Origin of the sequence: Mesorhizobium sp. Cs1299R1N3, from assembly GCF_037179625.1 — a bacterium.
GTDB lineage: Bacteria > Pseudomonadota > Alphaproteobacteria > Rhizobiales > Rhizobiaceae > Mesorhizobium > Mesorhizobium salmacidum.
On record NZ_JAPYKQ010000001.1, the window covers coordinates 1,121,976 to 1,133,841 of the forward strand.

General features: G+C 64.2%; 14 protein-coding genes and 1 pseudogene. 5 read left to right on the plus strand and 10 right to left on the minus strand.

Features of this window, described 5'->3' with window-relative positions:
• Nucleotides 1-16: 16 nt before the first annotated feature.
• Genes O7B34_RS05260 through O7B34_RS05280 form a run of 5 tightly spaced genes read right to left on the minus strand, consistent with a single transcriptional unit; the run spans nucleotide 17 to nucleotide 2,383 of the window.
• A complete protein-coding gene (locus O7B34_RS05260; RefSeq protein ID WP_140508243.1) occupies nucleotides 17-322 on the minus strand; it encodes an urease subunit beta in 306 nt (101 codons plus the stop codon).
• Nucleotides 323-328: 6 nt separating this feature from the next.
• Nucleotides 329-916, minus strand: a complete 588-nt coding sequence (locus O7B34_RS05265) for a HupE/UreJ family protein (protein ID WP_337145138.1) — start codon at nucleotides 914-916, stop codon at nucleotides 329-331.
• A gap of 26 nt (nucleotides 917-942) precedes the next feature.
• Nucleotides 943-1,197, minus strand: coding sequence for a DUF1272 domain-containing protein (locus O7B34_RS05270; RefSeq protein WP_140715396.1), 255 nt, complete (start codon nucleotides 1,195-1,197; stop codon nucleotides 943-945).
• Between the two features lie 12 nt (nucleotides 1,198-1,209).
• Nucleotides 1,210-1,512 (minus strand): urease subunit gamma, encoded by a 303-nt coding sequence (locus tag O7B34_RS05275; RefSeq protein WP_337145139.1) that lies wholly within the window; start codon nucleotides 1,510-1,512, stop codon nucleotides 1,210-1,212.
• Nucleotides 1,513-1,540: 28 nt separating this feature from the next.
• Nucleotides 1,541-2,383, minus strand: a complete 843-nt coding sequence (locus O7B34_RS05280; RefSeq protein ID WP_337145140.1) for an urease accessory protein UreD — start codon at nucleotides 2,381-2,383, stop codon at nucleotides 1,541-1,543.
• A gap of 196 nt (nucleotides 2,384-2,579) precedes the next feature.
• Between O7B34_RS05280 and O7B34_RS05285 the strand changes: the two genes are divergently transcribed.
• From O7B34_RS05285 to O7B34_RS05295, 3 genes are all read left to right on the plus strand, one after another.
• On the plus strand, nucleotides 2,580-2,834 hold the full coding sequence (locus tag O7B34_RS05285; RefSeq protein ID WP_027145432.1) for an acyl carrier protein: 255 nt from the start codon (nucleotides 2,580-2,582) through the stop codon (nucleotides 2,832-2,834).
• 4 nt (nucleotides 2,835-2,838) lie between these two features.
• Entirely contained in the window at nucleotides 2,839-4,047 is a 1,209-nt protein-coding gene (locus tag O7B34_RS05290) for a beta-ketoacyl-[acyl-carrier-protein] synthase family protein (RefSeq protein WP_337145141.1), read from the plus strand.
• A 255-nt stretch (nucleotides 4,048-4,302) separates the two neighbouring features.
• Nucleotides 4,303-5,007 carry a glutathione S-transferase family protein gene (locus O7B34_RS05295; RefSeq protein WP_337145142.1) on the plus strand — a complete coding sequence of 235 codons (705 nt, stop codon included), beginning with the start codon at nucleotides 4,303-4,305 and terminating at the stop codon, nucleotides 5,005-5,007.
• Between the two features lie 27 nt (nucleotides 5,008-5,034).
• Here O7B34_RS05295 and O7B34_RS05300 read toward each other — a convergent pair whose 3' ends face one another.
• From O7B34_RS05300 to O7B34_RS05315, 4 genes are all read right to left on the minus strand, one after another.
• Nucleotides 5,035-5,361 (minus strand): hypothetical protein, encoded by a 327-nt coding sequence (locus O7B34_RS05300; protein WP_337142268.1) that lies wholly within the window; start codon nucleotides 5,359-5,361, stop codon nucleotides 5,035-5,037.
• 112 nt (nucleotides 5,362-5,473) lie between these two features.
• Nucleotides 5,474-6,085, minus strand: coding sequence for a nucleoside triphosphate hydrolase (locus O7B34_RS05305; protein ID WP_337145143.1), 612 nt, complete (start codon nucleotides 6,083-6,085; stop codon nucleotides 5,474-5,476).
• Nucleotides 6,086-6,224: 139 nt separating this feature from the next.
• Nucleotides 6,225-7,322, minus strand: coding sequence for a hypothetical protein (locus O7B34_RS05310; RefSeq protein WP_337145144.1), 1,098 nt, complete (start codon nucleotides 7,320-7,322; stop codon nucleotides 6,225-6,227).
• Nucleotides 7,323-7,444: 122 nt separating this feature from the next.
• Nucleotides 7,445-9,256: a methyl-accepting chemotaxis protein gene (locus tag O7B34_RS05315; protein WP_337145145.1), complete on the minus strand. Its 1,812-nt coding sequence runs from the start codon at nucleotides 9,254-9,256 to the stop codon at nucleotides 7,445-7,447.
• A gap of 257 nt (nucleotides 9,257-9,513) precedes the next feature.
• On the opposite strand from O7B34_RS05315, the gene O7B34_RS05320 reads away from it, so the two are divergent.
• Together O7B34_RS05320 and O7B34_RS05325 are read left to right on the plus strand one after the other, a co-directional pair.
• Nucleotides 9,514-10,407, plus strand: coding sequence for a D-alanyl-D-alanine carboxypeptidase family protein (locus tag O7B34_RS05320; protein ID WP_337145146.1), 894 nt, complete (start codon nucleotides 9,514-9,516; stop codon nucleotides 10,405-10,407).
• A gap of 170 nt (nucleotides 10,408-10,577) precedes the next feature.
• A complete protein-coding gene (locus tag O7B34_RS05325) occupies nucleotides 10,578-11,501 on the plus strand; it encodes a DUF1003 domain-containing protein (protein ID WP_337145147.1) in 924 nt (307 codons plus the stop codon).
• Nucleotides 11,502-11,545: 44 nt separating this feature from the next.
• On the opposite strand, the pseudogene O7B34_RS05330 reads toward O7B34_RS05325, so the two are convergent.
• Nucleotides 11,546-11,866 (minus strand): annotated as a pseudogene (locus O7B34_RS05330) (exodeoxyribonuclease III); the annotation flags it as partial.

The window sequence follows — 11,866 nt, forward strand, 5'->3', positions numbered from 1 at the left end:
CACGCATGAGACACCCTCACAGCTTGCCCATCACCTTCTGCTGGAATCCATAGACCTCGCGCTTGCCGCCGAGCGGCACCAGCGTGACGTCGCGTTCCTGCCCCGGTTCGAAGCGCGTGGCGGTGCCGGCTGCGATGTCGAGGCGCATGCCGCGCGCGCGCGCGCGGTCGAATTTCAGCGCCTCATTGGTTTCGTAGAAATGGTAGTGGCTGCCGACCTGGACCGGCCGGTCGCCGCCGTTGGCCACTTTCAGGATGACGGTCGGCAAACCCTTGTTGAGTTCGATGTCGCCTTGGGCGGGAATGATTTCGCCGGGGATCATGGGACCTCACACAACGCCGAAGGCGAGGCCGACGCCGATCGCCGCGCAGGCGGCACCCGCGATACGGGCCACACCGCGGAACCTGAGGCCGAGGCTCAGACCAGCGGCGATGCCGATTGCATGAAGCAGCACGGTGGCAACGGCAAAGCCGGCCATATATTCGAGGCCGCCGGCATTTTCCGGCACTTCCGTGCCATGGGCATGGCCGTGAAACAGCGCGAACAGGCCGATGATGGCGACACCGGCCGAAACGGGGAGATCGACCGCCAGCGCCACCAGCAGCCCAAGCGCCACGACAGAGGCCAGTATGCCCGGCTCAACGAAGGGCAGCGGCACGTGCAGCATGCCAAATGCGCCGCCGGCCAGCATGACGCCGACGAACGCCGCCGGCCAGGCCCAGATTGCCTTGCCGCCCTTGAGGGCCGCCCACAGGCCGACAGCGAGCATCACCGTCATATGGTCGAGGCCCGACAGTGGATGCGTGAAGCCGGCCATGAATGAAGATGTCGTGCCGATGCCGACATGGGCGTAGGCAGGCATGGCTGCCGCGACGAGCAGGATCGCCGAGAGGCACAGGCGTTTGACAGGAACCATTTTATTTTGCCTTTCGTTATGCGGTGTCAGGCGGCCTTGCGGGAGCCGCAGCCCTCGGCCTTGAGCACGCGCTTGGTCGAAGCCGGATATTTCTTCAGCATCGCGGCGGGACGGATCGGCCGGGCGGTAAAATCGCCGCCGCAGTTCGGGCAGACGCCGCCAAGCACGTTTTCGACACAGCCCGCACAGAAGGTGCACTCGAAGGTGCAGATCAGCGCATCCTTCGCTTCGGGCGGCAGATCCTTGTCGCAGCATTCGCAGTTCGGGCGCAGCTCCAGCATTTTTCTCTCTCCTCACCGGATCGGTTTGTGCACGGTCACCAGCTTGGTGCCGTCGGGGAATGTCGCTTCCACCTGCACGTCATGGATCATTTCGGCGATGCCTTCCATCACCTGCGCGCGGTTGACGACATGGGCGCCGGCCTCCATCAGCTCGGCGACCGGGCGGCCATCGCGGGCGCCTTCGACGACGAAATCGGTGATCAGCGCGATGGCTTCCGGATGGTTGAGCTTGACGCCGCGCTCGAGCCGCTTGCGCGCCACGATCGCCGCCATGGCGATCAGCAGCTTGTCCTTTTCCCTTGGCGTCAGGTTCATGCGTCTTCCTGAAATGATGCGGACACAGTCACAGTGACCATAATTTGGGCAACCCCGCCCTTCCGTTGAGCAATTCGACGAGCGGGACCAGCCGCTGACGCAGGTGGTAGCTGTCCCCGGCGTAAAGCCTCGCAAGAAGCTTGCCAGATGTCTTCACGGTCCAGACGCTGGCGCCACCCCGGTCGCCAATGATCTCCCGAACCGGGTCGAGCAAGGCTTCCGCGCGCGGCGACACCAGCAGCAGCGTAGCCACGGCGATCGCGCCACCTGATATCGCCGGACGGGCCAGGGTGTCGGCGATATCAGGTCCGATGCGGAAATCCTCGGCATGGATGAGGGTTCCTTCCCTGCGAACACGCCAGCGGTCGCGAAAAGTGCCCTGTGCGGCACGTTCGCCCATGGCCAGGCGGCCGAAGACAGTGGCTTCCAGCACCAGCGCCTCGGCCCCTGCGGTAAGTTCGACGTCTAACGTACGGGCAAAGGCGGCGCGGTCGAAGACGATGGTTTCCTGCGGCAGCCAGGCGATGCTGCCGTTCGCACCAACGGTCAGCTTGACCCGCACTTCGGCATGATCCGACGCGGCGCGATAGACTTTTTCGCAGGCCTGGGTCGTTATCGCGGCACTGGCATCCGCGCCGACATTGACATCCCAACCGAGGCGGTCGCCGCCGGTCAGCCCGCCGGCGGTGTTGATCAGGACGGCCTCCAGCGGGCCGGCTGGAACGGCCGGCAGCCTTATCTTGGCGGAGCCGTCCTGATAGAGGCGCCGCAGCCGCGTGCGTCCGTCGATGCTGGCGCAACCAAGCTGCGCCTTGCCCGCCGCGCGCTGAGCCGGTTGACCTGAGAACTTCGTATTTTCGATCGTATCCACGCCGTCAGGTTAAGCACTGTGGCGCTTTTGTCGACATATAGCTTGTTGCTTGATGACGTTTCCGTTTCTATAGAGGGGACCACCTTGGTACGGTCAGGCAACGCTTGGCGGGGGTAGAAGGCGAAGATCGCGACCTGATATCGAGGACAAGAAGGCGCTGTTCAGCGTCGGAAACGACAAGTGGGGAAGAAACCGAATGGCTGACCAGCTGGCAACGGACATCATCGAGAAGATCAAGGCCCATGCCGAGCCGGGCGGCGAGGAAATCACCACCACGACCGAATTGACGGCGCTCGGCATCCATTCGCTGGAGCTGACCGAGATCATCTTCGACCTTGAGGAGCAATATGGCATCGAGATCGAGATGAACACGGTCGATGCCTGGAGCAATCTGAAGAATGTCGGCGACATGGTCGAGGCCGTTCGCGCGCTGATCGCGAAAAAAGCCTGACCGAATGCTGAAGCGTGTCGTCATTACCGGAATCGGCGGGCTGTGCGGATTGGGCACCGATGCGCAGGCAATCTGGGCCGAGATGCGGGCCGGCCGGTCGGCGATCGGCCCGATCGACAATCCCTTCCTGCACGACCTGAAGGTCAAGACCGGCTGCGAGATCAAAGCGCTGCCGGATCACGGCATAGAGCGCAAGCAACTGGTGTCGATGGATCGCTTCAGCCTCTTGGCGGTGATCGCGGCGAAAGAAGCCATGCGGCAGTCCGGATTGATCCCGCATGCGGCCAATACCTATCGGATGGGCACCATCGTCGGCGTTGGCGTCTGCGGGTTCGAGACGGTCGAGGAGAACTATCGCGCCATCCTGATCGAGGGCAAGAATCGCGCCGGCATCTTCACCGTCCCCAGGGTCATGCCGGGCGCCGCCGCCGGCCAGATCAGCATGCATCTGGGTTTGCGCGGACCGGTGTTCGGCGTCACTTCGGCCTGTTCGTCGGCCAATCATGCCATCGCCTCGGCGGTTGACCAGATCAGGCTCGGCCGCGCCGACGTCATGGTGGCCGGCGGCACCGATGCGCCGCTGGTGTGGGGCGTGCTGAAGGGCTGGGAGGCGCTGCGTGTGCTTTCGCCCGACACGTGCAGGCCGTTCTCGGCCGACCGCCAGGGGCTGGTGCTGGGCGAAGGCGCCGGCATGGCGGTTCTGGAAAGCTACGAACACGCGATGGCGCGCGGCGCCACCATTTTGGCCGAGATCGCCGGCGCGGGCCTTTCGGCCGATGCCTCCGATATCGTCGCGCCGACCGTCGAGGGGCCGGAAGCCGCCATGCGATTCTGCCTGGCCGATGCCGGGCTCAATCCCGAGGATGTCGACTACCTCAACGCGCACGGCACAGGCACCAGGGCCAACGACCAGATCGAAACCCTCGCGATCAAGCGCGTCTTCGGCGATCATGCGCGGGCGCTCTCCGTGTCCTCGACCAAGTCGATGCACGCGCATTGCCTCGGCGCCTCGGGCGGGCTGGAGATGATCGCCTGCGTCATGGCGATCCGCGAAGGCGTCGTGCCGCCGACGGCGAATTACCGCGAGGCCGATCCCGACTGCGATCTCGACGTGACGCCGAATGTCGCGCGCGAGCGCAAGGTGCGCGCCGCCATCAGCAACGGCTTTGCCTTCGGCGGCACCAATGCGGTGCTGGCCTTCAAGGCCATCTAATCCGGGCGGTCACTACCTGCCCCGGGCCGTTACTACGTGCCCCGGGCGGTCACTACCTGCCCAGGGCGGTCCCTGCCCCGGGCGGTCACTACCTGCCCCGGGCGGTTACCACCGTCCCGGGCGGTTCGGATCGATTGACTGTCCGTGCATGGTGAAGCGTCGCCGCATATTGATCCGGCCGCGCCGCAGCCCTAATTCTTGGCCGACCCCGCCGACATCGCGCCGCTTGGCGCAAATCCCCCTCAGGAGTTCTCGATGGCCGACTTGTCCGCCTTTCCGATCGCAACCCGTTGGCCGGCCAAGCATCCGGACCAGATCCAGCTCTATTCGGCAACGACGCCGAACGGAGTGAAGATATCGATCGCGCTGGAGGAACTCGGCCTGCCCTATGAGCCGCACCTGATCAACATCGGCAAGAACGAGAGCTGGACGCCTGAATTCCTGTCGCTCAATCCCAACGGCAAGATTCCGGCGATCATCGATCCCAATGGCCCGGACGGCAAGCCGATCGGCCTATTCGAATCCGGTGCGATCCTGCTCTACCTCGCTGAAAAGACCGGCCTGCTCATCCCAGCGGATGCAGCGCGCCGCTACGAGACGATCCAATGGGTCTTCTTCCAGATGGCGGCCATCGGGCCGATGTTCGGCCAGGTCGGTTTCTTCCACAAATTCGCCGGCCGAGAAATCTCCGACAAGCGGCCGCTGGAGCGTTACCGCGACGAATCGCGTCGCCTGCTCGGCGTCCTCGACGTCAGGCTGAAGGGCCGCAAGTGGATCATGGACAATGACTACACCATCGCCGACATCTCGCTGCTCGGCTGGGTGCGCAACCTGATCGGCTTTTACGAGGCGCGCGATCTGGTCGGCTTCGATGATTTCGCCAATCTGGCAGCGTGGCTCGAGCGCGGCCTGGCGCGGCCAGCGGTGCAGAAGGGCCTGACCATTCCGGCGCGGAGCTGAACCTCCGGCCCTTGGGGAAGCGCGTCCCTACTTTGCTTTCGCCTTGGGTCCGCCCCTGCCGACCACGGAGGCGGCAAGAGACGCCACGCCGCGCGCCGTGGCCACCACCGCTCCGGCGGCAACATTGGCTGCGGCGCGAACCTTCGAGCCGCCGCTGGCGGCCGGCTTCTTCGCGTGGGCGGGCTTGGCGGCCGCTTTCGACGCGCTACCTGGCACGACTTTTTTCGGCGACGCCTTGCCGAAGGCCTTTGTATCCTTGGAGCGCTGGGCGACCGCCGGGCCGGCCCCGGCCGTAGATTGCGGCGCCTTCGGTTGGGCTGACTTGCCCCTGGGCTTTTTTGCCTTGGTTGCCATCGGACGGAATCCCTCTTCTGGCATGATTGCCTGATTGGGATAACGTCTTGTAAGTCTTAAGGTTCCCGCCGAAAAATACTGAAATTAAACAGGTTAATCGAGATTACCCGGGTTAACCAATGACCAGGTCGGCCGCCCGGCGCCGTGCCAGCACACGTTCGATGTTGGGCATGTCGTTGGAGGCGATCCAGGCGCGCGCATCCGCCTCGGAACGGCCATGCTCGTGCCAGCGTTCCATCAGACGGCGTTCGAGCTCATTGCGCGGCACATCGACGAAGATCGAGAAATCGAACAGCGGCGCCAGGCGCGACCACGGCTCCTCGTCGAGCAGCAGGTAATTGCCTTCGACCAGGATGAACTTGGTCTCGGCACCGACGATCGCCGCGGCGGCGCGCGACAATTCCATGCCGCGGTCGAAGACCGGAATGGCGATCTCGGCCTCGCCGGCGCGGATGCGCTTCAAAAGCATCTCGAAGCCGCCGAAGTCGAACGTCTCGGGCGCGCCCTTTCGCGCGCGCAGGCCGCGCGCGTTGAGCACGATGTCGTCATAGTGGAAGCCGTCCATGGGCACGACTTCCACCGCGCCTTCCGGCAAAAGGTCGTGCAGGCTTGCCGATAGTGTCGACTTGCCGGCGCCCGGCGGTCCGGCAATGGCGACGATGAAGCGCTTCGCCTTGCCGGCGCGCTTGAAGATGGTGGCGGCGAGGTGGGCGATTTCGGACATTTTTTGGCTCCTTCCGCAGGATTTGGACGCATCTTGTCGGCGTCGCAGGAGATTTCAAATCGCCATTTGCACGATTTAGAGCGAACAATTGTGGAAGTCAGCGCTGGCGAATGCGATTAATCCCTTACGGCTTTGCCCTTCAGCTTGCCGCTGGCAGGCCGATACGCAGGAATTCGCTGTCGAACGGGACCTCCGATGCCGCGGCGCCAGCCAGCCGCAGGCGGCCATCCGCCGTGGTGATCTCCCGCGGGGGCTCGCCGCCCGACAGCGCCAACGCACCGATGACATGGCGGAACGAGACGCCGCGGCCCTCGTCGAGCGCGAATGCCGTCGCCACGCCCTCGCGCTTCAGCCAGTTGTCGCCGAGCGAGGCGGCGTGGCCAATCGCGGTGCGCCCATCCTCGATGCCGAGCACGCCGAGATGGCGGCCGCTCCACGGCGAGTAGTCGCGCCCGCCATTGCTGAACCACAGCATGGTGACCGGCAGTTCGGCCGGGTTCTTGAGCACCAGCACCAGATCGTCCTCGGCCTGGCGCGCAAGTGCTGTCCAGCCCGGGCCGCCATGGTCGGCCTCCACCAAGGTGAGGAAATCCTCGCGCCGATCCTCCATGCGGTAGTCCGTGAGATTGAGCGTACCGCCGCCGGCAGCAGGAAAATGGTCGAGATCGGACGACCGCGCCGGATACGAGAGCATGAAGCGGCCGCGCGCGGGGTCCGGCTCCAGCGGATCGGCTGGCGTGGCGGCAAACCGCTTCGGCGAGAAAGCCAGCCTGCCGCCGCCTTTCATCGCCGTCATCGGGTGATGGGCGACCGAGATCGCGCCGGATCCGCCGGAAAATACATGTTCCTGATAGAGGAAAGGATGGTCGTCGCGCAGCGTGAGAATCTTGTCGACGCTGGCGCCCATCACCTTGTGCCGCAGGCGGAAGATGGCGCGCCAGCCGCCATCCGTGGCGCCGCTGTCCACCACATCCCAGGCGCTGTTGGCCGGCCAGCCATGCAGCGGCGCCTCCTCGACATCGCTGCGCGAAAACGGCGCGCAGAGAAAGTCGCCAGAGAGCCGGACGGTGCCCTGCGGCAGGTCAGGAGGCAGCGTCTCGCTTGCGTCGACCCAGGGTGCGCGGTGCAGTGGCTTCAACCGGCGACCGCCGCTCTCGATTGTCATGTCGGCGATGTGGCCGACCGTGAGGTCGAGCGAAACCGAAATGCCCTTCGAGTTGATCGTGACTGTATCCATGGCGCTCTCACCCGAATCTGACGGGTGCCAAGAAGAACCCGTTCGGCGCACCGCACAAGCGCGCGGGCGCGCATTTTGCATCAGATTTGCATCCACCTTCCTACACGCCGAAGGTGCCAGCCCTATTGCCGCTTGTAGTCCCGTACCGGCGATTTTGTCCCGTCGGTATAGGTCACCTGCACCGACATCGACTTCACGCTGTCGGCGACCTTGAAATAGGGCTGGAAATCACTGGGGATGGCGTACGGGTCCCTCGCATTGCAGGGCGGCATGGGAAGCGCCTTGTCGAGCGTGGCGCCGTTCAGGCTGTAATGCACCTCCTTGATGGCGCAACGGTAGGACAGCATCTGCGTGAAATAGACCAGCCCATGATTGCCGCTGGCGTCGAAGACGATCCACGACGTCCAGAACTGGTCGAGGATCTGCTTGTTGCCCTGTTGCAGGGCGGCATCCGGATCGAAGCGGATGTCGAACGGGCCGGTCTCGCGGCCCCTGATGTCGAGATATTTGATCCCGATCGTGGTCGCCGCCGTGCTGTCGGGCAATTCAAAGCTCGGATTGGGCATCGGCTTGCCGGTGCGTTGGTCGTTGAGCGCCAGCAGGCCGGTGTCGGTGAAGGGGCCGGTGCCGCCAAGACGCCAGGATATCGCGGTCGCCGGCTCGGGCAGCGAAATCGTAATCGACCAGCCCTGGTTGGAGCGCATCGGCGTCAGCGAAGGCGCGAAGCGGGCGGGGTCAAGCACGTCGCCAAGCGCGGCCAGCCGGCTGCGGCTGCGCTCCAGCCAGTCGGCAAGCTGGGTCTGGTCGACGAAATATTGGAGCAGCCCGCCTTCTTTTTCGCGAGAGACGAATTTGGTCAGCGCCTGGGCTTCGCTGCGTTTGTCGGCCAGCGTCTGGCTGCCCAGCCGATCCTCCGAAAACTCCTGCGCGAACAGGAAATAGGCCGGCGCATAGTCCGGATTGGTCGCGATGAAGGCGTTGAGCTTTTCGAGCCGCTGCGCATCGTCGAACTGCATGATATGCACCAGCTTGATCGACAACGCCTTGCCCTTGTCCGCCAGTTGGCCGAACACTTCGCGGGCGCCGGCCTTGCCGTCCTGGACCCTGAGCAGCGTGGCAAAGCGGGTGTAGGGATCGATGGCATCGACATCGAAGCCGGCAAAAGCGAGGTAGGAGCGCCGCGCGTTGAGCATGTCGCCCGACAACTCGTAGACACGGGCATTGTGGTAGAACTCGTCCGGCCGCTTCGGCTCGGCGATGGCGCCGCCTTGCGCGGCCAAGGTGGCAAATCCCTTTGCGATCGTGTCGATCGAGGCGGCAATCTGCTCGGTCGTCGCCTGCAGCTTTTCGGCCTGGGCCACTTGCTGTTTTTGGCCGCCTGCGATCGTTTCCGTGGTCTGCTTGACGGCTTCAACGGTCTTTTGCGTCTCGACCCCTTGCGCCGTTTGCTGCTGCTCGGCGGACGCGATCTGATCGGTTTTCTGGGCAACCGTGTCGGTCGATTTCTTGACCTCTTCGACGGTCTTCTGCGTTTGCGTGACCGTCTGCTCGATCTTGGCCACCTTTTCGGCGACGATGCCCACCGACTGCTGCAGTTGCGCGATCGCCGGCACCAGGCCGGCGATGATGCCGTTCTGCGAATTGGTCTCCTTCTGCACGGCGTAGACGCCGCCGGCAACCGCCGCCGCACTTGTGGCGAACACCAGCGCCGGCAGAGCCTTGGCCGCCAGCACGAGCCTGAGCACGATGGCAATGGCGATGATGACGGCCGCGATCGAGGCAACCAGCGCGATATAGGCGGCGAACGGCGCCAACGGATTGAAGATGTCGGAAACGGCGCCGCCGATGAAGGCGATGCTGCCGGCCCATTTGCCGGTGCGGCTGAGCGATGCCCTGATCAATGACGGCGCGGCGCCAGCCCCAATGTCAGCCATTTTGCAAGCCCCCCCAAGCCCCAGATGCCACGCTCCTTCCCACGGGAAACGCCGCTTTGGCAAGGAAAGACAGGAAACAGGCGATTTCGGGGCGGCGAAGAGCTCAAGTTCCTCGCCTTCGGCAGGGGCGAGGAAATCAGGCACCGCCGGCACTCGACATTCCCAGCGCCGACCGCCATTAACCAAATGGACGCATCCGCCGCGTTACGTTAGCTTCGCCTTATCTCAGCAACAGCATTGCCAGAACAGTTCAGCCCTTGTCCTTGCCGCGTCTCTTTCCGCTCCTCCAGAAAATCCTGGCTGTCCTCACCCTGGCGGCCATGGCTGCCGGCTGCTCGACCATAACCCCGCCGGACTCGGTGCTGGCCGTGCCGGCGCCGCCGCAGAAATACGCGGCCGTCGTCGTCGATGGACGGAGCGGCAAGCAGCTGTTCGAGGTTAACTCGACGGCGCAGCGCTACCCGGCCTCGCTGACCAAGATGATGACGCTCTATCTGCTGTTCGAGGCGATGGAGACCGGCCGCGTCACCAAGGAGACGCAGATCCCGGTTTCCGAGCACGCAGCCTCGCAGCCGCCGACCAAGATGCGTTTCCGGCGCGGCGAGACGATCGATGTCGATTCCGCCATCCGCGCCATCGTCGTCAAATCGGCCAATGACGTGGCGGTGGCGGTGGGCGAATATCTCGGCGGCTCGGAAGACCAGTTCGCGGCCATGATGACATCCAAGGCGCGCCAACTCGGCATGAGCAGCACCACCTTCCGCAATGCGTCGGGCCTGCCCGACGACGGCCAGATGACGACCGCGCATGACATGGCCGTGCTCGGCATGTCGTTGCAGCGGCGCTTCCCGCAGCATTTCCACTATTTCTCCGAAAGCGACTTCATGTTCCGCGGCAGGCTGGTGCGCGGGCACAACGACATGCTCGGCCGCGTGCGCGGCGTCAACGGCATCAAGACCGGCTACATCAGGGCTTCCGGCTTCAACATCGTCACCTCCTACGATGCCGACGGCCGCCAGCTGATCGTGGTGGTGATGGGCGCCGACAGCGCCCGCCAGCGCAACGACCATGTCGAAGCGCTGATCCAGCGCAGCCTGTCGCCCGCCATGGCCGACACCAAGACCAGGCTGATGTTCGCCGAACAGCAGTGAGGTGAGGGGCCTCCCCATCTCTTCGTCATCCAAAAGACCCGCAGCCGGCTATCGTCTTGCGACTGTCACGCAATCGTGCGGAAGACGTGGCATAGGCTGCGAAATCCGACAGTGGATATGCCCCGCCGCCATGGCGTATTCTAAACCAAGCACGACAGCAGGAGCCCATCATGAGCACCGTTCCCAAGGCATCCGAGCAGAAGTCGGCCGACAATGAGAACGACAGCGGCGGCGAGTATTTCGAGGCGCCGACCACGCAGGAGGATTTGCACGAGGTTTCCGACGAGCATTTCGACACGCCCGAAGTGCCGGATTCCGAACCATCGGGCCCCGGCGCGTCGCGGCTAAAGCCGAAGAAAAAGCCGTCGGCGATCTCAGGCCGCAAGTTCCGCAAGCGCGACCTTGTGCGCATCGACACGCTGCGCCCGAGCCTCGCCGACCGCATTCACTCGGACCACCCGGACCTGCCCAAGGGCGCACGCATCAGCCGCGAGGAGCTCGGCCGCTATCGCATGCGCTACATGGAGGAGCTGCTGCAGCAGGAGCACGGCGAGTTCTCCGAGCTCGACCGCCAGGTGGTGGAATCGATCGCCCGGCAAGACACGATTTCGGAAAACAGTGAAGAAGAATTCGAGGAGCACCGGACGTTCGCCGACCGCGTCTCCGACGGCATGGCCGCCTTTGGCGGCAGCTGGTGGTTCCTGATCTCGTTCGGCAGCGTGCTTCTGGTGTGGATCGGCATCAACCTGTTCGAAGGCACGACCGGCGCCTTCGATCCCTACCCCTTCATCCTGCTCAACCTGCTGCTCTCCTGCATCGCCGCCATCCAGGCGCCGATCATCATGATGAGCCAGAAGCGCCAGGAGGTGAAAGACCGCCTGCGCTCCTTCAACGACTACCGCGTCAACCTCAAGGCCGAGCTCGAAGTGCGCCACCTGCACGAAAAACTCGACTACCTCATCTCGCGCCAATGGACGCGGCTGGCCGAGATGCAGCAGATGCAGCTCGATGCGATGCATGAGCTGGCGAGTGCGAAGAAGGCAAAGCGGGCGACGCGCGCACGGCGGCCGGTGAAGAGCCCGGCGGGAGAGTAGGGATGGTGGCGCGCAGCGCACTTTTCCTGGAATTGCCTTAGTACTCAATCGAGCTCGATCCAAGCTGGCGAATGGTCGCTTGGCTTCTCCCAGCCGCGCAATTCGACGTCCACGCCGGCATCCCGGAGTTTGTCCGAAAGGGAAGGGCTCACGAGCAGATGGTCCATTCGGAGGCCGGAGCTTCGATCGTAGCCGCCCCGGTATGAGAAGTTCCAGTAGGTGTAGATGCCCTTCTCGAGGTGGATGCGGCGGACGGCATCGATCCAACCATTCCCGAGCATTTCGGCGTAGGCTTGCCGGCTCTCCGGAAAGTACACCGCGTCCCCTAGCCATCGTTGGGGCACGACGGCGTCGATTGCGGTTGG